This is a genomic window from Armatimonadota bacterium, assembly GCA_031459765.1.
GTDB lineage: Bacteria > Sysuimicrobiota > Sysuimicrobiia > Sysuimicrobiales > Kaftiobacteriaceae > Kaftiobacterium > Kaftiobacterium secundum.
Genome location: JAVKHY010000005.1, coordinates 40,973 through 61,251 on the forward strand (window position 1 = coordinate 40,973; position 20,279 = coordinate 61,251).

At 70.4% G+C, this 20,279-nt stretch carries 21 protein-coding genes; all 21 read left to right on the top strand.

Translation table 11 applies throughout. From position 1 onward, the window contains the following. Positions 1-22 precede the first annotated feature (22 nt). The 21 genes from QN141_07975 to QN141_08075 all read left to right on the top strand — a co-directional run bounded on the left by QN141_07975 (position 23) and on the right by QN141_08075 (position 20,259). Positions 23-1,201: a trypsin-like peptidase domain-containing protein gene (locus QN141_07975; protein MDR7558412.1), complete on the top strand. Its 1,179-nt coding sequence runs from the start codon at positions 23-25 to the stop codon at positions 1,199-1,201. A 1-nt stretch (position 1,202) separates the two neighbouring features. Then, a complete protein-coding gene (gene argS, locus QN141_07980) occupies positions 1,203-2,915 on the top strand; it encodes an arginine--tRNA ligase (GenBank protein MDR7558413.1) in 1,713 nt (570 codons plus the stop codon). Between the two features lie 173 nt (positions 2,916-3,088). Further along, positions 3,089-4,363, top strand: a complete 1,275-nt coding sequence (locus QN141_07985; protein MDR7558414.1) for an S-layer homology domain-containing protein — start codon at positions 3,089-3,091, stop codon at positions 4,361-4,363. A gap of 2 nt (positions 4,364-4,365) precedes the next feature. Further along, a complete protein-coding gene (gene fsa / locus QN141_07990) occupies positions 4,366-5,037 on the top strand; it encodes a fructose-6-phosphate aldolase (protein MDR7558415.1) in 672 nt (223 codons plus the stop codon). 16 nt (positions 5,038-5,053) lie between these two features. After that, the gene (gene rho / locus QN141_07995) at positions 5,054-6,316 is read left to right on the top strand and encodes a transcription termination factor Rho (GenBank protein ID MDR7558416.1); all 1,263 of its coding nucleotides are present in this window, start codon (positions 5,054-5,056) and stop codon (positions 6,314-6,316) included. Positions 6,317-6,646: 330 nt separating this feature from the next. Beyond that, on the top strand, positions 6,647-7,645 hold the full coding sequence (locus tag QN141_08000) for a M23 family metallopeptidase (GenBank protein ID MDR7558417.1): 999 nt from the start codon (positions 6,647-6,649) through the stop codon (positions 7,643-7,645). A gap of 117 nt (positions 7,646-7,762) precedes the next feature. Further along, positions 7,763-7,969, top strand: coding sequence for a 50S ribosomal protein L31 (gene rpmE, locus QN141_08005; GenBank protein ID MDR7558418.1), 207 nt, complete (start codon positions 7,763-7,765; stop codon positions 7,967-7,969). Between the two features lie 12 nt (positions 7,970-7,981). Next, positions 7,982-9,100 carry a hypothetical protein gene (locus tag QN141_08010; GenBank protein ID MDR7558419.1) on the top strand — a complete coding sequence of 373 codons (1,119 nt, stop codon included), beginning with the start codon at positions 7,982-7,984 and terminating at the stop codon, positions 9,098-9,100. 5 nt (positions 9,101-9,105) lie between these two features. Next, positions 9,106-9,723 (top strand): thymidine kinase, encoded by a 618-nt coding sequence (locus QN141_08015; GenBank protein MDR7558420.1) that lies wholly within the window; start codon positions 9,106-9,108, stop codon positions 9,721-9,723. A gap of 6 nt (positions 9,724-9,729) precedes the next feature. After that, on the top strand, positions 9,730-10,617 hold the full coding sequence (locus tag QN141_08020; GenBank protein MDR7558421.1) for a DUF1385 domain-containing protein: 888 nt from the start codon (positions 9,730-9,732) through the stop codon (positions 10,615-10,617). 42 nt (positions 10,618-10,659) lie between these two features. Then, positions 10,660-11,730: a peptide chain release factor 1 gene (gene prfA / locus QN141_08025; protein MDR7558422.1), complete on the top strand. Its 1,071-nt coding sequence runs from the start codon at positions 10,660-10,662 to the stop codon at positions 11,728-11,730. Between the two features lie 8 nt (positions 11,731-11,738). Then, positions 11,739-12,635: a peptide chain release factor N(5)-glutamine methyltransferase gene (prmC, locus tag QN141_08030; GenBank protein MDR7558423.1), complete on the top strand. Its 897-nt coding sequence runs from the start codon at positions 11,739-11,741 to the stop codon at positions 12,633-12,635. A 10-nt stretch (positions 12,636-12,645) separates the two neighbouring features. Beyond that, positions 12,646-13,314 (top strand): L-threonylcarbamoyladenylate synthase, encoded by a 669-nt coding sequence (locus QN141_08035; GenBank protein ID MDR7558424.1) that lies wholly within the window; start codon positions 12,646-12,648, stop codon positions 13,312-13,314. 3 nt (positions 13,315-13,317) lie between these two features. Continuing rightward, a complete protein-coding gene (gene rpiB / locus QN141_08040; GenBank protein MDR7558425.1) occupies positions 13,318-13,794 on the top strand; it encodes a ribose 5-phosphate isomerase B in 477 nt (158 codons plus the stop codon). Positions 13,795-13,826: 32 nt separating this feature from the next. Continuing rightward, positions 13,827-14,462, top strand: coding sequence for a uracil phosphoribosyltransferase (gene upp / locus QN141_08045; protein ID MDR7558426.1), 636 nt, complete (start codon positions 13,827-13,829; stop codon positions 14,460-14,462). Beyond that, positions 14,459-14,929, top strand: coding sequence for a cytidine/deoxycytidylate deaminase family protein (locus QN141_08050; protein MDR7558427.1), 471 nt, complete (start codon positions 14,459-14,461; stop codon positions 14,927-14,929). Before upp ends, QN141_08050 begins: the two co-directional genes overlap by 4 nt. A gap of 26 nt (positions 14,930-14,955) precedes the next feature. Beyond that, entirely contained in the window at positions 14,956-16,197 is a 1,242-nt protein-coding gene (locus QN141_08055; protein MDR7558428.1) for an alkaline phosphatase D family protein, read from the top strand. Positions 16,198-16,295: 98 nt separating this feature from the next. Then, a complete protein-coding gene (locus QN141_08060; protein ID MDR7558429.1) occupies positions 16,296-17,009 on the top strand; it encodes a 50S ribosomal protein L25 in 714 nt (237 codons plus the stop codon). Positions 17,010-17,066: 57 nt separating this feature from the next. Next, positions 17,067-17,684, top strand: a complete 618-nt coding sequence (gene pth / locus QN141_08065; protein MDR7558430.1) for an aminoacyl-tRNA hydrolase — start codon at positions 17,067-17,069, stop codon at positions 17,682-17,684. Continuing rightward, positions 17,677-18,264, top strand: a complete 588-nt coding sequence (locus QN141_08070; GenBank protein MDR7558431.1) for a sulfite oxidase-like oxidoreductase — start codon at positions 17,677-17,679, stop codon at positions 18,262-18,264. The genes pth and QN141_08070 overlap by 8 nt, the downstream gene beginning before the upstream one ends. 24 nt (positions 18,265-18,288) lie before the next feature. Next, complete coding sequence (locus tag QN141_08075; GenBank protein ID MDR7558432.1) at positions 18,289-20,259, top strand: sodium-translocating pyrophosphatase; 1,971 nt, start codon at positions 18,289-18,291, stop codon at positions 20,257-20,259. Positions 20,260-20,279: the final 20 nt, after the last annotated feature.

Here is a 20,279-nt window from a genome sequence, read left to right on the forward strand (position 1 = left end):
GTTATTCCGAAGGAGGCGCAGCATGAGGAGTCGCACAACGCCCGGCGCGTTGCTTACCCTGCTGATCATCACCATCGCCGGCTCCATTGTTCTCGGGAACACCGTGGTCCCGCGGTATCTGCCCGGTCTCGCCGACCGCGTGGCCGGCTCGCCGCCGACGGTTCCGGCGCCCCCGGCGGCCCCGCCCGTCACGGCGCAGCCCGCCCCGGCGCAGCCGGCCCCGGCGCAGCCCGCCCCGCCCGCATCTGCGCCCGGCGGCCCGTCCCCGCTGATCGGGGAAGAGGCGGCGATCATCCGGGTCGTGGAACGGGTCCGCCCCGCGGTGGTGAACATCGACACCGTGGCGCAGGTGCAGACCTTCTTCGGTGTCTTCCCGCAGCAGGGGGCCGGTTCAGGGGTGATCGTCAGCCCGAACGGCTACATCCTGACGAACAACCACGTCGTGGAAGGCGCGCAGCAGATCAAGGTGACGCTGCTGTCCGGCCGGACCCTGCAGGGAACGGTCGTCGGCACCGACCGGTTTTCCGACCTGGCCGTGATCAAAGTGGACAGCCCGGAGCCGCTGCCTGCGGCGCAGCTCGGCCGCAGCGGGGGGCTGCGGGTCGGGCAGATGGCCGTCGCCATCGGCAACCCCTTCGGACTCGGCCACACCGTGACCGTGGGCGTGATCAGCGCCTTGAACCGCAGCATTCAAGTCCCCGGACTCCTCGTGGAGAACCTGATTCAGACCGACGCGGCGATCAACCCGGGCAACAGCGGGGGGGCCCTGGCCAACAGCGCCGGCGAGGTGATCGGGATCAACACGGCCATCGTGCAGCAGGCGCAGGGGATCGGCTTCGCCATCCCCATCGATGCGGCCCGGGCGATCATGGACCAGCTGATCAGCCGGGGACGGGTGGTGCGGCCCTTTGTGGGGATCGCCTGGGGAGGCGACGTCGACGCCAGCATCGCCCGACAGTACCGGCTGCCCGTGGATCACGGCATCATCGTCCGCGAGGTGGAACCGGGCAGTCCCGCCGCCCGGGCGGGGATCCGGCCGGGAGACATCATTGTCGCGGTCGGCGGCCGGTCCATCAACAACTGGAACGATTTCATCCGCGAGTTGTTCACAAAGCGACCGGGCGACCGCGTCCGGATCGAGCTGGTGCGCGACGGCCGTCGGCTGACGGTGGACGTGACGCTGGCCGAGCGCACGCAGTAGGATGCCCGCCTACGCTTTCGACGAGGCCGCGGCGCAGGTGACATCGGGCGTCCGCGAGGCGCTGGGCGAGTCCGTGGACGTCCCCGTGGTTCTACCGCCGGCCGGGGTAGAGGCGGACCTGGCCGTGCCCTGTTTCAGCCTGGCCTCGACGCTCCGGCGGTCGCCCGAGGAGATCGCCCGACACCTGGCCGAGCGCATCCCCCCCGGGGGCCTGCTGGAGTCTCTGCAGGGGGAACGCGGCTATCTGAACGTCCGGCTGAAGCGCACCGCCTTCGGCCGGAGGGTCCTGGAGGAGATCGCCCGTCTGGGGGAGCGCTACGGCAGCGGGACGGAAGGCGAAGGCCAGACCGTCGTCCTGGACATCTCCTCGCCGAACGTGGCCCGTCCGATGTCGGTGGGCCATCTCCGCTCCACGATCATCGGCGACGCGCTGCGCCGCCTCTACGCCTTCAGCGGGTATCGGGCCATCGGCGTGAATCACTACGCCGACTGGGGGACGCAGTTCGGCACGCTGCTCTATGGGATGACGCAGTGGCTGGACGGGGAGGCGTACCGCAGCGCCCCGATCCGGGAGCTGCTGCGGCTCTACGTGAAATTCGACGACGAGGCCCGCCGCGAGCCGGGATTGCGCGAGGAGGCGCGCCGGTGGGCGCTGCGCCTGGAGCAGGGCGATCCCGAAGCCCGCCGGATGTGGGAGGAGATCGTCTCGGTCAGCCTGGCCGAGTTCGGCAAGATCTACGACCTGCTGGGGGTGACCTTTGACTCCTGGCGGGGCGAGAGCGCCTACCTGGAACTGGCCCAGGAGGTGGTCGAAGAGGCGCAGCGCAAGGGCGTGGCCGTGGAAGACCAGGGGGCTCTGATCGTCCCCCTCCAGGACGTCGGCATCGAGACGCCCCTCATCCTGCGCAGCCGCGACGGCCGCACCCTGTACCCGACGCGGGACGTCGCCGCGGCCGTCTACCGCATCAGGACCTACCGGCCCAGCCGGCTAATCTACGTCGTCGGGGCGGACCAGCGCCTGCACTTCCGCCAGTTGTTCGCCACGCTGCGGAAGCTCGGGTACACGGGCGTGGACTTCGTCCACGTCGACTTCGGGCTGATCACCCTGCCCGAGGGGCGCATGAGTACGCGTCGCGGGCGCGTGGTCTTCCTGGAAGATGTCCTCCAGGAAGCCATCGCCCGCGCCCGCGCGCTGGTCGAGAAGAACCCGGAGCTCTCCGATGCGGAAAAGGACGAAGTGGCCCGCATCGTCGGCGTGGGGGCCATCAAGTACGCCGACCTCTCCCAGAACCGGGTGAAGAACATCGTCTTCCAGTGGGAGCGGATGCTGTCGCTGGAGGGCGACAGCGCCCCCTATCTGCAGTACACCTATGTGCGCGCCCAGGGGATCAGGCGCCGCGGCGAGGCTCCGCCCCCGCCCGGCGGGATCGACGGCCGGGCCCTGGAGACGGCCGAAGAGTGGACGCTGGTCAAGCAGCTGAGCCGGTTCCCCGTCGCCGTGCGCGAGGCGACCCACAGCCACGCCCCGCACCTGCTGGCGAACTGCCTCTTCGCCCTGGCCCAGGTGTTCCACGCCTTCTACCACCAGGTGCCGGTGCAGCAGGCCGGAGACGAGAGCCTGCGGGCCAGCCGGATGGCCATGGTCGAGGCCACGGCCCAGGTCATGCGGACCGGGCTCGGGCTGCTCGGGATTCGCGTGCCGGAGCGGATGTAGGGTATAATACATCAAGCAGGGATTCCCCCGGGAGGAAGCGAAGCGACCTCCGAATTTGGCCGCACGACCGGACTGTCCAGTGGCCTGAACGTGACGGCACCCCGACTCTCTCCCGGGGTGTTCACCATCGGTACTCGGCGCTCCCAACTGCGAGGCGGGACAAAGGAGACGGCATGAGGAATCCCAAGGGGTTACGATGGATGGCGCGCGCGGTGTTGCTCCTGACCGGGGTGCTGGTCGCGGCGGCGCCGGGGTGGGGGGCCATCTTCACGGACATCCAGGGGCTGCCCATGCAGCGCGCCATCGAGCGGCTGGCGGCCAAGGGGATCTTCCGCGGGACGTCGGGGACGACGTTCAACCCGGGCGGCAGCGTCACCCGGGGGGAGTTCGCCGTGTTGATGGTGCGGGCCCTCGGGCTCGAGACCGGCGCGGCCGTCCTGCCCGCCTTCCGGGACAGCGCGGAGATCCCGCGGGATCAGCAGCCGGCGGTGGCGGCCATGGTCAACCTCGGCAGCATCTCCCCCACCGCGGAGGCCCGGGGGAAGGTCGAGCTGAAGAAGGGGGCCCTGGTCTACACCCTGAGCACCGACAAGGCGGTGTACCAGCCGGGAGATCTCATCGAGATCACCTTCACCGTGCGCAACACGGGACCCGCCGATGTGCAGTTCGAGCACGTGAACTCCCAGCTGTACGACTTCATCATTCGGGCCGCGGACGGCACCGAGGTGGCCAAGTGGTCGCTGGGCCGGCCGTTCCTGCCCATGGACCAGCCCGTGGTCCTGGTCGCCGGCCGGCAGTTCGAGTGGAAGACGCGCTGGAAGCAGCTGGATCAGAGCGACGACCCGGTGGGGCCGGGGCGCTACGAGATCATTGCCGTGCACACGACGAAGTCCGCCCCCACCCAGCTCTCGTTGTTCTTTAACAAAGGGGTCATGGCGCCGTACCCGGACAACACCTTCCGGCCGAAGGAAGAGGTCTCCCGGCTCGAACTGGCCACGGTCGGCGCCCGGGCCGTCGGTCTCGGCGACGCCCCGGCGGAGGCTCTGGCCGCCACGGACGCGGGGACCATTCCGGCCGCCGCCCGCGGGTCGGTGGCGGCGGCCCTGGACCGGCGCCTGGTGAGCCTGGTGGGCAACCGGGAGTTCCGGCCGGCGCAGCGGGCCACCCGGGCCGAGGTGGCGCAGGCGCTGGACGTGGTGATGACGATGCTCAACCGGTACCGATTCAGCAAGGGTATCCTGAAAGACCCGGTCTCCGGCTCCCCGGCGCAACTCACCATCGAGGACGACCGCAAGGCCCTGCGCACCTACCGCGTGGCGCGCCACCACGCCGTCTACCGCAACGACCGGCCGGCGGAGCTGCGCGACCTGCGGCCGGGTGACACCGTGCTGTTCCTGAACATCGGCGACGTGGGCGACGTCGCCTACATCGAAGCGACGGGGCGATGACGATGCAGTTCTTCCTGGACACCGGAAACCTGGACGAGATCCGCACGGCCCAGCGCTGGGGGTTGCTGGACGGCGTGACCACCAATCCCACCCTGGTGAGCAAAGAGGGGATGGATCACCGGACGCTGATCCGGGAGATCGCCGCCATCACCCCGGGCCCCATCTCCGTGGAGACCACTGCGGAGGAGGCGGAGGAGATGGTCGCCCAGGGGCGTGAGTATGCGTCCTGGGCGCCCAACGTCTACGTCAAGGTCCCCTGCACGGCGGAGGGGATCCGGGCGGCCTCGCTCCTGCGTCTCGAGGGTATCAGAGTCAATGTCACCCTGGTGTTCTCCGTGAACCAGGCGTTGCTCGCGGCCAAAGTCGGCGCGGCGTTCGTCAGCCCCTTCGTGGGACGGATGGACGATGTCGGTCAGGACGGGATGGCCGTGGTGCGGGAGATCGTCCAGGTCTATCGCACCCAACGCTTCGCGACGAAGGTGCTGGCGGCCAGCCTCCGTCACCCCCTGCACGTCACCGGGGCGGCGCTGGCCGGAGCGGACATCGCCACGATGCCGTTCCGGGTTATGGAGCAGCTGTTCAGGCACCCGCTGACGGAGATCGGCCAGGAGCGTTTCCTGGCCGACTGGCGCAAGCTCCAGGCCGACCTGGAGCGCAAGAAGACCAAAGTCTAGGAAGGGATCGGTACGCATGGCGGCACTGGCAGAACTCGAAGCCAAAACGATGGATGAGCTCCAGGACATGGCCCGGGAGCTCAACGTCGCCAACTACCGGCGGTTCCGCAAGCAGGAGTTGATCATGCGCATCCTGCAGGCCCAGACCGAACAGTCGGGCCTCATGTTCCGCGCCGGCATCCTGGAGATCATGGCCGAGGGCTACGGCTTCCTGCGCCACGACGGCTATCTCCCGGGCCCGGAGGACATCTACGTCTCCCCCTCGCAGATCAAGCGCTTCGGCCTGCGCGTCGGCGACGAAGTCCTGGGCCAGGTGCGCCCGCCGAAGGACAATGAGAAGTACTACGCGCTGCTGCGCGTGGAGGCGGTGAACGGGCTGGATCCCGAGCAGGCCCGCAACCGGCCCGACTTCGAGCGGCTCACCCCGGTCTTCCCCTACGAGCGGATCAAGCTGGAGTCCAACGGGGATCTCACCGTCCGCATCGTGGACCTGTTCGCGCCCATCGGCAAGGGGCAGCGGGCGATGATCGTCTCGCCGCCGAAGGCGGGCAAGACGACGCTGCTCAAGAAGATCGGTCAGGCCATCGTCAACAACTACCCGGAGATCTACCTCATGGTGCTGCTGCTCGACGAGCGGCCCGAAGAGGTCACCGATATGCGCCGCTCCGTGGAGGCCGAGGTGGTGGCCTCGACCTTCGACCGTCCCCCGGAGGAGCACATCCAGGTCGCCGACCTGGTGCTGGAGCGGGCCAAGCGCCTGGTGGAGGGCGGCCGGGATGTGGTGGTCCTGCTGGACAGCCTGACCCGCTTCTCCCGGGCCAACAACCTGGTCATCCCGCCCTCGGGGCGCACCCTCACCGGCGGGCTGGATCCGGCCTCGCTGCACCGGCCCAAGCGCTTCTTCGGCGCGGCACGGAAGATCGAGGAGGGGGGCAGCCTGACCATCGTCGCCACGGCCCTGATCGACACCGGCAGCCGCATGGACGACGTGATTTACGAGGAGTTCAAGGGCACCGGCAACATGGAGCTGCACCTCAACCGCAAGCTCCAGGAGCGCCGGACCTTCCCGGCCATCGACATCAAGATGAGCGGTACCCGCAGAGAAGAGCTCCTGCTGACCGAGGAGGAGCTGCGCAAGGTCTGGGTCCTCCGCAAGAGCCTGGAGCAGCTGGACACGGTGGCGATGACCGAGCTGATCCTGGACCGCCTGCGCAAGACGCCGAACAATCAGGCGTTCCTCCGCTCGATCGTGAAGAGCTCCGAAGAAGACCTTCAGTAGGGGAACACCGCGCAAAGGTCCGAAGGCACGCGCGACGACGCGCGCGGGCGCGTCCGGAAACTCGAACAGACCTTCGCTGTCTAGGAGTTCCCTCCGGCGGGCAGGACTCCCGTACAGCGAGCCCGAAGTCCAGGCGGGGGATCGCATCCATGCAGCGGCGATTCTCCCCGCGGAGGGCCGGTACTCGGGGGTGCTCCCGGTTCGCTCCGCGCGGGCTGTCCCTTCGGGCAACTTACTCGACCAGGTGGGCGGATGCAGGCAGGCGCGGCGGGCCGCTATGCGTGTGCGTTCCTCACCCTTTGTGTGCTTCTGCTTCAGCCGACCTACCCGGTGCCTTCCGGCGCGGCCTCCGGGCCCGAACCGTTCCTGGATCAGGCCCGCGCTGAGGCGCGCCTGACGCGCCTGTTGGCTCCCGTCCAGCAATTGCCGGTCACCATTTCGGTTTCTTCGATCCTCCCCACCAGTCCGCCCGTCTCCGTCACCCCCGCCCCTGAGGGCGGGCCCGAGCAGCAGGTCACCGTCACCGTGCGGGAGGGCCAGTCGTTGTGGTCCCTGGCCGAAACCTACGGGACCTCCGTCGAGGCGATCATGGAGGCCAACGGGCTGGAGGGAACGCTGCTCCGGACGGGCCAGCGCCTGGTCATTCCGACGGGCGGAACTCTGGTGACCGCTGAGCCGGTGAAGAAGGTCCCGGCACGGAAGACCTCCGCCGCCCTCCGGCCGGGCACCCGCATCGTCACGATCCGGCTGTACCAGGGACAAACCCTCTGGGATGTGGCCCGGGCCTACGGCACCACGGTGGAGGAGATCGCCGATCTCAACGGGCTGGACAGCCCCGATCGGGTACAGGCCGGGCAGCAGCTGCGGATTCCCGCGCGCGGCATGGTCTCCACGCCGCCGCGCCGTACCGCGCAGGCCCTGGCGGAGTCGGCCGCCTCGGTGGCTTCCTCCGCCGTGGCCCTGGCCCAGGGGTTCGTCTGGCCGGCCCGGGGACGGCTGACCTCCCGCTTCGGGTGGCGGCGCTGGCGTCACCACGACGGCATCGACATCGCCGCCCCCTACGGCGCTCCCGTGACCGCGGCGCGCGACGGGATCGTCATCTACGCCGGCTGGTACCACGCCTACGGCAAGGCGGTGATCCTGGACCACGGCTCCGGGCTGCAGACGCTGTACGGCCACACCTCCGCGCTGCTGGTGCGCACCGGGCAGCGCGTGGAGAAGGGGCAGCTGATCGCCCGCGTCGGCTCCACCGGCCGCTCCACCGGCCCGCATCTGCACTTCGAGGTGCGGATCAACGGCCGACCGGTGAACCCCATCAAGTACCTCTGAAGGAAAGGGCGGGCGCCTGCTCAGGGTCGGTTCCGCATCAACGCCGGGGCGGCGGCGCTTTTCTTTGCCGGGGTGCCGTGCTATAATCGCCCGGACCTCTCCCGAGGTGAGCAGGCGATGAAAAAGGGCATTCATCCGGCCTACTACCAGACGACGGTGACCTGCGCGTGCGGGAACACCTTCGTCACCGGTTCGACCAAGCAGAGCATCCGCGTGGAAATCTGCTCCCGGTGCCATCCTTTCTACACCGGGCAGCGCAAGTTCATCGACGCCGAAGGCCGCGTGCAGAAGTTCGCCAGGAAGTACGGGTTAAAGGTTTCCTGACGGTCCGGTGACGTGGGACGCGCAAGGTGGGGGCGGATCGGCCGTCCCCTCTTGTGTTTCAGTGTGCTGCTCATCGTCGGTGCGGCGCCGGTTCCCGCCGCCGCGGCCGAGCCCGTCCCGGGCTGGCGCCTCCACGCCACGGAGCACTTCCTCATCTATGTCGTGGAGGGGACGGCGGGCGCCGTCCACGTGGAGCGGGTCGCGGCGGTGCTGGAGCGCATCTACGGCGACGCCATCGCGCCGCTGCGTCTCCCCCCGGTGCGTCTGGTCTACCCCCTCTATCCGACCGCCGAGCGCTTCCGCTCCGACTGGTGGTATTTCGCCTCTTCGGGAGACGGGGAGACGGTCCACGCCTGGGGGACGGTGTACGCGGGCGACGACCGGGCGCTGACGCCCTACACCATCACCCGGGTCCTGATCGCCGACCGCTTCCCGAGGGCGATCCCGCTGCTGCGCTGGGGGTTGGGCGACGCCCTCGCCGATCGGGTCAGCGGTGTAAATGCCCACAGGCACCTGGCGGCGGTCCGGGCGGCCGGCCTGGCCGTGCCCCGCCTGCAGGAGCTTCTGGCGCCCGCCGACTTCGGCGACCGGCTCCCCGCCAGTTATCCCGCCGCGGTGTCCTTCGTGGCCTACCTGCTGGAGCGCTATGGGCCGGCACGGACCGCGGCGTTCGTCGACCGCGTCGCCTACCGCTACTTCGACTTTCCCGAGTTGTTTGCCCGGCACTTCGGCGAGCCATTGAGCGAGGTGGAGCGGGCCTGGGAGGCGAAGGTGACCGGGGCCGCCCCCCTCCGCCCGATCGAGGGATCCGACTATGTGGCCGCGGCAAGGTTCGTCTACCGGATCCTGCTCGCCGCCAGTCCGGCGCGGCGCATGCTTCTCTCCGAGGGACCGGTTGTGGTGGCGGCGGCGCTGGCCGCCGCCGAGCCGCTGCGCCGCCTCGACCTGGAGGTGGTCCGGGACCATATGGAGACCGCGCGCCGCGCCACCGACCAGGCCCAGCGTGAGGCCCGGCAGACCGAGTGGGGGCTACGGGGGGGCGTCATCGTGCTGGTGCTGACGCCGATCCTCATCGCCGTCGGCTGGCTGGTGTGGCCGGCGATTCGAGGACGGCTGGCCTCCCGGGGGTGAGGGCCGTGGATGAACGGCGGGGCCGGATCGAGGTCATCTGCGGCAGCATGTTCAGCGGGAAGAGCGAAGAGTTGATCCGCCGGGTTCGTCGGGCGATGATCGCCCGCCAGCGGGTGCAGGTCTACAAGCCCGCCCTCGACGACCGCTACGGCCGGCGGCAGGTGGCCTCGCACGACGGCGCCCGGGTGGAGGCGGTGGCGGTGGCCGACAGCACGGAGATCCTGGCGCACCTCGAGCCGGATGTCACCGTGGTGGCGATCGACGAGGCGCAGTTCCTGGACCGGGGGATCGTCGACGTGACGCAGGAGCTCGCCGACCGCGGGATCCGCGTCATCGTCGCCGGGCTGGACCTCGACTTCCGCGGCGAACCCTTCGGGGCGATGCCGGAGCTGTTGGCCCGAGCCGAGCAGGTGGACAAGCTGCAGGCGATCTGCATGGTCTGCGGGGCGCCGGCCAGCCGCACCCAGCGGCTGGTCGACGGCCGGCCGGCGCAGTATACGGATCCCGTCATCCTCATCGGCGCCCAGGAGTCCTACGAGGCCCGCTGCCGCGAGCATCACCTCGTGCCGGGAAGGCCGGAGCCGGAGGGGAGGTCCGCGGAGCCCGGCCGCCGGGCGCGGTAGGCGGCCATGGCGGAGTCCGCGATCCTCATCGGCGGACAGGCCGTCATCGAGGGGGTGATGATGCGCTCCCCGCGGTGGACCTCCACCGCCGTGCGGTTGCCTCACGGGGAGATCACGGCGTTCACCGAACCGGTGCACTCGCTCCTGCTGCGCCACCGGGTCCTCCGGGCCCCGGTGCTCCGCGGCGTGATCGTCCTCTACGAGGCGCTGCGGCTGGGGGTTCGGGCGCTGTTCTGGTCGGCCAACGCCGCCCTGGGCACCGAAGAGGCGATGACCCCGCGGCAGGCCCTGCTGGCCATCGTCACGGGGTTGGGCCTGGCGATCGGTCTGTTCTTCCTCCTGCCGGCGGCGATCGGCCGCGCCCTGGATCCTTACCTGGGCAGCGTCTACACCCTGAACCTCGCCGAGGGCGCCGTCCGCGTCGCCGTGCTCGTCACCTACATCGCCGCGATCGGCCGGCTGCCCGACATCCGCCGTATCTTTGCCTACCACGGCGCCGAGCACAAGGCGGTGAACGCCTATGAGGCCGGCGCGGCCCTGGACGTCGCCTCCGTCCGCGCCTGCAGCCGGTTCCACCCCCGTTGCGGAACGAGTTTTCTGCTCATCGTCATGATCGTGGCCGTGATCGTCTTTTCCTTCCTGGGCCGGCCCCCGCTGCTGCTGCGCCTCCTGAGCCGCGTCGCCTTCATCCCGCTCGTGGCCGGCGTGAGTTACGAGATCATCCGTGCCGGCGCGCGCTCCCGCTGGGTCCGGCCGCTCGTGCTGCCGGGCCTCTGGCTGCAGCGGCTGACGACGCGCGAGCCGGACGACGACGAAATCGAGGTGGCCGTCCGCGCCCTGCGCGAAGTCGTTGACCGGGAACAGGCGACGCGGGCCGCCCCGCCCGTGCTTTGAGCCTTCTATAATAGGACTGCGATGGGACTCGATCATGCCGTGATGCTGGAGCGGCTGGAGGCGATGGCGGCGCGCCACGACGAACTGCTGCGCGCCCTGGCCGACCCGTCCCTGCTGGCCGACCCCGAGCGCTATCAGCGGGTGGCCCGGGAACAGGCCCAGCTCGCCCCGACGGTATCGACCTACCGGGAGTACCTGCGCCTGGTCCGGGAGATGGAGGACGCCGCGGTCCTGGCCCGGGACGAGGCGGATCCCGAGCTGCGGGAAATGGCCCGGGCGGAGGCGGCGCGGCTGCGGGAGGCGAGTGAGGCGCTGGCCCTGCGGCTGCGCGAGGCCTTGACTCCCAAGGACCCCCTGGCCGATCGGAACATCATCGTGGAGATCCGGGCGGGGGCGGGGGGCGAGGAGGCGGCGCTCTTTGCCGGCGACCTGTACCGGATGTATGCGCGCTTCGCCGAACGCAACGGATGGAAGGTGGAGGTGCTGCAGAGCAGTCCTTCCGAGCTCGGCGGGTTCAAGGAGATCGTCTTCAGCATCCAGGGCCGGGGGGCGTACCGCCGCCTGAAGTACGAGAGCGGCGTGCACCGCGTGCAGCGGGTGCCGGCCACGGAGGCCTCCGGGCGGATCCACACCTCCACGGCCACCGTCGCCGTGCTCCCCGAGGCCGAGGAGGTCGAGGTGCAGATCCGGCCCGACGAGCTGGAGATGGAGACCTACCGGGCCGGGGGAGCCGGCGGCCAGAACGTGAACAAGGTGGAAACGGCGGTGCGGATCAGGCACCTGCCCACGGGGCTCGTCGTGGCCTGTCAGGATGAGCGGTCCCAGCATCAGAACCGCGAGAAGGCGATGCGCATCCTGCGCGCGAAGCTGCTGGAAGCCGAGGTGGAGCGCCGGCAGGCGGAGATCGCCCGGCAGCGCCGGGAGCAGGTCGGCGGCGGCGAGCGCAGCGAGAAGATCCGGACCTACAACTTTCCCCAGGACCGGGTCACCGATCACCGCATCGGCCTGACCGTCCACGACCTGCGGGGGGTGCTGGACGGCCGGCTCGAGGAGCTGACCGATGCCCTGGCCGCCGCCGACCTGCGGGCGCTGACCTCGGCCGCGCCCGGTTGACCGCAGCGGTGACGATCAGAGAGGCCTTCCTGTACGGCCGGAGGCATCTGGAGGGCCTGGGCGCGGCGGAACCGGCGCTGGAGGCCGAGGTGCTGCTGCGCTTCCTCCTGGGCTGGGACCGCGCAGGACTGTACGCCCGCTGGGACGAGCCCGTGCCCGAGGAGGTGTTCGCCCGTTACGGCGCGTTGCTCCGGGAGCGGGCGCGGCACCGGCCCCTGCACTACATCGTGGGCGAGCGGGAGTTCATGGGCCTGCGCTTCGCCGTCGATGAGCGCGTCCTGATCCCCCGGCCGGAGACCGAAGTCCTGGTGGAGTACGTGGCGCAGTGGGTGCGCGAACAGCACGCGGCCAGTGTGGCCGACATCGGCACCGGCAGCGGCGCCATCGCCATCAGTCTGGCGCACCTGGTGCCGGAGATCCTCGTCTTTGCCACCGATATCTCGCCCGAGGCGCTGGCGGTCGCGCGCGCCAACGCAGAGCGGCACGGCGTCGCCCCGCGCGTCCACTTCCGCGCAGGCGATCTCTTCCAGGCGCTGCCGGCTCTATGGCGCGGGCGGCTCGATGTCGTGGTCAGCAACCCGCCCTACGTCCCGCAGGACCAGGCCTTTCTCCTCGCCCCGGAGATCCGTGAGTTCGAGCCTCGTCAGGCGATCTTCGTGCCGGGGGACGGGAGCCTGCTGCATCGGCGACTGATCGCCGATGCCGCGACATGGCTGCGGCCGGGCGGCCTGCTGGCGATGGAGGTCGGAGCCGGCCAGGCCGACGCCGTCGCTGGCGCGATTGAGCAGGACGGCCGCTACGGCGATGTGCTCCGGCTGCCGGACGGCGTGGGGATCGAGCGGGCTGTCGCCGCCCGCCGGCGCCACCGTGCGGCGGAGGGAGACCTCCGGAGCGGGCGAAAGTAAGTAGCCGACGATGTCCTACTACGGGCTCACCTTCGCCAACGTCGGCGATCTGACGCCCCGCCCTCTCCCGATCATCCGCGTCGAGCCCCACGAGCGCCGCGCGCCCCGGCGCGCCCTGGAGGTGCTCCGCCGCGGCGGCGTCATCGTCTATCCCACGGACACGGTCTACGGCCTGGGCTGCCGGATCGACGACGAGGGCGCCGTGCGCCGCATCATCTCCCTGAAAGGCCGCGGGCTCGACGATCCGCTGCCGGTGTTGCTGGCCGATCCCGCCCAGCTGGAGGAGTACGGGACGGCGGTGTCCGCGGCGGCGCGCCGGCTGGCGGCGCTGTACTGGCCGGGACCGCTGACCATCGTGGTGCGCCGCTCCGCCCGCATTCCCGCCTTCGTCACCGGCGGCGGAGAGACCGTCGGCCTGCGCGTGCCCGGGCATCCCATGCCGCGCGCGCTGGTGCGCGACCTGGGTGTGCCGATCGTCGGCACCAGCGCCAACACCCACGGCGCGCCGGCCCCGGTGACGGCGCAGGGGGCGGTCTTCGAGCTGGGGGATCGGGTCGATCTGGTCATCGACGGCGGACGCGTCCCGCTGGGTCTGCCGTCCACCGTTGTCGATGCCACGGCGGACCCTCCCCGTCTGATCCGCCAGGGGGCGGTCGTCCTGCGGGACGTGGCCGCGTAGCCGATGCGCGTCGCCCTGGCCAGCGACCACGCCGGCTATCGCCTGAAGGAAGAACTGAAACCCTTCCTGCGGGAGCTGGGACACGAGGTGCGGGATTTCGGGACCCACTCCGAAGATCCCGTGGACTATCCCGACGTCATCGCCCCGGCCGCGGAGGCGGTGGCCCGCGGGGACTGCGAGCGCGGGATCGTCATCGGCGGCTCGGGCAACGGCGAGGCGATGGTGGCCAACAAGGTGCCGGGGGTGCGGTGCGCGCTGTGCCACGACGTGACGACGGCCCGCCTGGCGCGCGCTCACAACGACGCCAACATGCTGGCCCTGGGCCAGCGGATCGTCGGCAGCGAGGTGGCCCGCGACATCGTGGCCACCTGGCTGCTGACGCCCTTCGAGGGCGGCCGGCACGAGCAGCGGGTGCGGAAGATCGAGGCTCTGGAACGCGGGGCGGCCGACACCCCCGGGCGCGGCGGCCACCGGGGGTAGCGGACATCCCATCGGGTCGGGGAGGTGCGAGCGTGAGCAGGGGCAAAGTCTATGTCTTCGATCACCCCCTGATCCTGCACAAGGTGACCATCCTGCGCGACAAGCGCACCGGGCACAAGGAGTTCCGCGAGCTCGTCGAGGAACTGGCGATGCTCATGGCCTATGAGGTGACGCGGTCGCACCCCACGCGCGAGATCGAGGTGGAGACCCCGCTGGCCACGGCCCGAGGGCGCACCATCGCCGGCCAGGAGATCGCCGTCGTCCCCATTCTGCGCGCCGGGCTGGCCATGGAGGCGGGGATCACCCGCCTCATCCCCACGGCGCGTGTCGGCCACCTGGGCATCTACCGCGATCCGGAATCCCTGGAACCCGTGCCCTACTACGCCAAACTGCCGGAGGACATCGCCGAGCGCGAGGTGCTGATCGTCGACCCGATGCTGGCCACGGGCGGGTCGACGGTGTCGGCGATCGACACCCTGAAGCAGCGCGGATGCAAGACGATCCGCGTCCTGGCCATCATCGCCGCGCCCGAAGGCATCGAGAAGGTGCACCGGGCCCACCCGGATGTGGAGATCTACACCGCCGCGATCGACAGCCACCTCAACGACCACGGCTACATCGTGCCCGGCCTGGGCGACGCCGGCGACCGGCTGTACGGGACGCGATGAGCGGCCGCCCGTCGTGGGATCTGTACTTCATGCGCCTGGCCGTCCTGGCCGCCTCCCGCTCCACATGCCTGCGCCGCCACGTGGGCGCGGTCATCGTCAAGGACCGGATGGTGCTGTCCACCGGCTACAACGACACCCCGCGCGGGCTGCCCAACTGCGGGGAGGGCGGCTGCGCCCGGTGCGCCTCGGCCGCCCCCTCCGGCGTCGCCCTGGATACCTGCCTGTGCCTGCACGCCGAGCAGAACAGCATCATCCAGGCCGCCTATCACGGGGTGGCCATCGTCGGCGCGACGATCTACACCACCCACCAGCCCTGCCTGACCTGCGCCAAGATGATCGTGAACGCGGGAATCCGGCGCATCGTCTTCGCCGGGGACTACCCCGATCCGCTGGCCCGGGAGATGCTGGAGCAGGCGGGCGTGACCCTCGACCGGATCAGCTTGGAGTCCGCCCCCGCCGGTCAGTGACGGTCCGCCCCCGTCTTCGGATTCCGGTGGTCGTGCTGACGGCGGCCCTGACCGTCGCGGCGCCGGCCGCGCCGGTCCGGCCGCAGGGCCGCATCGGCTTCCCCGACGGAGCGGCGAGCGGGGACGTCACGGACTCCGCCGCCGTGCTCTGGACCCGCGCCGCCGAACCGGCCGCAGTCCGGTTCGAGTTCGGGACGTCGCCCGCGCTCGGCTCCGTCATCGGGCCGGTGCAGGCGACGGCGGCGACCGACTGCACGGTCAAGGTCGAGCTGACCGGACTGCGGCCCGGCACGCGGTACTACTACCGGCCGGTGGCGGAGGAGGGGGGGCGTGCGGGCGCCGGGCTCGTCGGGTCCTTTGTCACGGCTCCGGAGCCGACGGCCGACGCCGACGTCGTCTTCCTCTGGGGGGCCGATACCAGCGAGCGCTACCAGCCCTTCCGCATCTTCGAGGCGATGCGGACCAGGCAGCCGCAGTTCTTCCTCTTCCTCGGCGACACGGTCTACGCCGACCTGGACGGCTACGCCCGCAGCCTCCAGGAGTACCGCGCCGCCTACCGACGGAACCGCGCCGACGAGGCCTTTCGCCGGCTGCTCCGGGCCACCGCCGTCTATGCGGTCTGGGACGACCACGAGGTGGCCAACAACTTCGACCGCACCCACCACCGGCTGCCCGTCGGCCGCCAGGCCTTCCTCGAGTCCTGGCCTGTTCGCGAAGATCCCGCCGACCGCAGCCGGCTGTACCGCGCCTTCCGTTGGGGCCGGCATCTGGAAGTGTTCATCCTGGACACCCGTCAGTACCGCACGCCGGCCTCCTGGCGCGACGGCCCGGAGAAGACGATGCTCGGCGCGGCGCAGAAGGCGTGGCTGCAGCGCGGGCTGCTGACGTCTCCCGCGACCTTCAAAGTGATCGGTTCGAGCGTGACACTGAAGTACCACGGCCCCGACTCCTGGGAAGGATATGCCGCGGAGCGGGAGGAGCTGCTCGGCTTCATCCGGCAGCACCGGATCCGGGGCGTCGTCTTCGTGGCCGGCGACGTGCACTACGCCGCGGTCCTGCGGCATCCCGGGGGCATTGTGGAGGGCGTGGCCGGGCCGCTGGCCATGCACGTCACCAGGCGGCCGGCGGCGGCGGGAAAGCCGGAGGCGGAGTTTGTCTACAACGGCGGGTCGACCTTCGGGCTGGTGCGGGCCACGACCTCCGGACTGGAGATCGAGCTGTACGACGTCGAGGGCCGGCTGCTGCACCGGACGACGGTCCGGCCGTAGCCGAAACCCTGTGGTGGTGGACACCTCGTCGATGGCCCTGCTATAATACGCGTCGGCTGTGGGCCGGTAGCATCCGGCCCTTTCCTTTGGAGGCGGTCATGGATCGCATCACGCTGGAAGCGAAGCGGCGCGACGCCCTGGGCAAAGGAGCGGTCCGCAGGCTGCGCCTGGCCGGCCAGATCCCGGGAGTCGTCTACGGGCGCGGGATGGAGCCGGTCCCGGTCGCCGTGGAGGCCCGCCAGCTGCGATCCGCGCTGCGAACCCAGGCCGGCATGAACGTCCTGATCGACCTGGCCATCGGCGACGGGGCGTCGGCGAGCCGGACCGTGATGATCAAGGAACTGCAGCGCGACGTCTTCCGCAAGGAAACCATCACCCACGTGGACTTCTACGCCATCGACCTGGCCGAGAAGGTGGAGGCCCACGTGCCCATTGTGTTCAAGGGGCAGGCCCGGGGCGTGGCGGACGAGGGAGGGACCTTCGCCGTGCACCTGCGCGAGGTCATCGTGGAGTGCCTGCCGACACAGATCCCCGAGCACATCGAGGTGGATATCTCTCCGCTCGGCCTCGGCGACTCCCTGCACGTGCGGGATCTCGCCATCCCGGCCGAGGCGACCCTGATCTCCGAGCCGGACGAGGTCGTGGCCACGGTGGTGGCCCCCAGGGCGGAGGAGGTCCCGGCTCCGGCCGTCCCGGAGGCCGCGGTGCCGGCCGAGGGGGTGCCGGCGACCCAGGCCGCGGCGGTGCCCACGGGCGCTCCGGCAAAGCCGGAGAGGACGGAAGAGAAGGAGAAGGGCAAGGGAAAGGAGTAGGGGCGCTTTCCTCTCCATTGACCGGGACCAAGGGCGCTGCCGTGCAGCGCCCTTGATATGAAGCTCATCATCGGGCTCGGCAACCCCGGCCGCCGCTACCGCGGCACGCGCCACAACGTCGGCTGGGAGGTCGTCTCACGGCTGGGCCGCCGTCTCGGGGTTGCCGCCTGGCAGGAAGAGGGATTCTCCGAGGTGAGGCGCGGGTCGATCGGAGGCACCCGTGTGCTGCTGGCCCGCCCCCAGACCTACGTCAACGTCAGCGGGGCGGCGGTGCTGGAGCTGTGCCGGCGCCATCGGGTGGACGTCCAGGACATCATCGTCGTGGCGGACGACCTGGATCTGCCCCTGGGGCGGATCCGCCTGCGCCCCGGCGGAAGCGCCGGCGGACACAACGGGTTGAAGTCCATCATCGAGGCCCTGGGGACGACGAACTTCCCGCGGCTGCGGGTGGGGATCGGACGGCCGCCGGAGGGAGTCGATCCGGCCGACTATGTCCTGGCGCGGTTCCGCCCCGAGGAGCAGCCTGTCGTCGATGAAGTCCTGGAGCGGGCCGCACAGGCTCTGGAGGTGGCGGTGACCGAGGGGATTCCGGCGGCGATGAACCGGTTCAACGCGACCACAGGCCGTCCAGGCGGGCGCGGCAGGGATGGCGAAGGTATCCCACCCCATGCCTGAACGTCCGCCCGCCCCCTCCGGCCGACTGCCGCCGGGTCAGTACGAGACCGCCAGGTGGCCCGTCCTGCACTACGGCACGGTGCCGCCCTTCGACCCGGCGCGCTGGGACTTCCGCATCTTCGGCGAGGTGGAGACGCCGGTACGGCTGACCTACCAGGAGTTCATGGCCCTCCCCAGGACGACGCTGACCTGCGACCTGCACTGCGTCACGGCGTGGTCGAAGTTCGACGTCACCTTCGAAGGGGTGCCGGCGAAAGCGGTGCTCGATCTGGCCGGGGTCAGACCGACGGCGGCGTTCGCCATGGTGCACGCGGAACAGGGCTATGAGACGAACCTGCCCCTGGAGTACCTGCAGGCCCCCGATGCCCTGTTTGCCTTCCGGGCGGACGGCGCGGACCTCACCCCCGAGCACGGCTGGCCCCTGCGTCTGGTCGTCCCCCGCCTGTACTTCTGGAAGAGCGCAAAGTGGGTGCGGGGCGTGGAACTGATGGCCCGGGATCGACCGGGGTTCTGGGAGCGCAACGGCTACCACAACCATGCCGATCCCTGGAAGGAAGAACGCTACGCCGACCCCTGGTAAGGGGGCGGCCCGGCGAGGGAGGTGATGCCGCTGGCGGATTTCAACTCGATGTGGTACGGGGTGCTGCTGGTCGGGGTTCTGGGGCTGGTCTACGCCCTGGCTACGGCGTCCTGGATCCGCCGCGCCGAGGCGGGCGATGCCCGGATGCGCGAGATCGCCGGAGCGATCCGCACCGGGGCGATGGCCTTCCTGGCGCGGGAGTACCAGGTGCTGGCCGTCTTCGTCGCCGTGGTCGCCGCACTGCTCTGGATCGCGCTGGAGGCGAAGCTGGCGATCTCCTTCGTGACCGGAGCCACCCTGTCGATCCTTGCCGGCAACCTGGGCATGCGGATCGCTACGCTGGCCAACGCGCGCACGGCCTGGGCGGTGCAGGGCGACCTCAACGCGGGACTGGTCATGGCCTTCCGCTCCGGGGCGGTGATGGGGTTCGGCGTGGTGTCGCTGGGCCTCCTGGGGGTGCTGGCGCTGTTCCGCATCTTTCACGACGCCAACGCCATCTTCGGCTTCTCCTTCGGCGCCTCGTCCGTGGCCCTCTTTGCCCGCGTCGGCGGCGGGATCTACACCAAAGCGGCCGATGTCGGGGCGGACCTGGTGGGCAAGGTCGAGGCGGGGATCCCCGAGGACGACCCGCGCAACCCGGCCGTGATCGCGGACAACGTGGGCGACAATGTCGGCGACGTCGCCGGGATGGGCGCCGACCTCTTCGAGAGCTACGTGGGCTCATTGATCGCGGCCGTGGCCCTGGGGGTCGCGGGGGCCGGCGGAGCCCTGGTCACGCTGCCCTTCGTCCTGGCAGCGCTGGGGATCGTGGGCAGCCTGGTGGGCACGTTGATGGTCCGGGTGCGGGCCGATGAATCGGCGCATCAGGCCCTCAACCGCGGGATCCTCGGCGCCACGGTGGGGACGGCGGTCCTGGGCGGGGCGGCGATCTACGTCATGCTCCGCGACCTGGCGCTGTACTGGGCTTTCCTCTCCGGGCTGCTCGCCGGCATCGTCATCGGCTACGCGACGGAGTTCTACACCTCGTCGTCCTACCGGCCCACCCGACGCCTGGCGGCGGCGGCGCAGACCGGGTCGGCCACCAACATCATTGAAGGGCTGGCTCTGGGGATGCAGAGCATCCTGCTCCCCGTGGCCGCGGTGGGCGCGGCGATCCTGCTGGCCCACGCCTTCGGCGGCCTTTACGGCATCGCCATCGCCGCCGTGGGCATGCTCTCCACCCTGGGCATCACGCTGGCCACGGACTCCTACGGTCCCGTCGCGGACAACGCGGCGGGGATCGCCGAGATGGCCCACCTGGGCGGGGAGGTCCGCCGCCGCGCGGAGTCGCTGGACGCCGTGGGCAACACCACGGCCGCCATCGGCAAAGGGTTTGCCATCGGTTCGGCGGCCCTGACCGCCCTGGTCTTTCTGGTCTCCTATGCCGAGGTGGTCGGGCTCCGCTCCGTCGATCTGCTGGCGCCCACGACGCTGCTCGGGCTGTTCATCGGCGGGGCAATGCCGTTCCTCTTCGCCTCCTTCGCCATGGCCGCCGTGGGACGCGCGGCGATGCAGATGGTGCAGGAGGTGCGCCGGCAGTTCCGCGATACGCCGGGGCTGCTCGAAGGTCGTGCCGCTCCCGACTACGCCCGGGCGGTGTCCATCTCCACCGCGGCGGCGATCCGGGAGATGGTCGTCCCTGGGCTCTCCGCCGTCGTCGTGCCGGTGGCCGTGGGGTTCCTCCTCGGCAAGGCGGCCCTGGCCGGCGTCCTCGCCGGGTCCATCGTCACCGGCTTCATGATCGCGGTGATGATGGCCAATACCGGCGGCGCCTGGGACAATGCGAAAAAGTTCATCGAAGAAGGGCATCTGGGCGGGAAAGGGTCCGACCCCCACAAGGCGGCGGTGGTGGGCGACACCGTGGGCGATCCCTTCAAGGACACCGCCGGGCCGTCGCTCAACATTCTGCTCAAGCTCATGGCCATCGTCTCCATCGTGATCGCGCCTCTGCTCTGACCCATCCCGAGGTGAGCGCA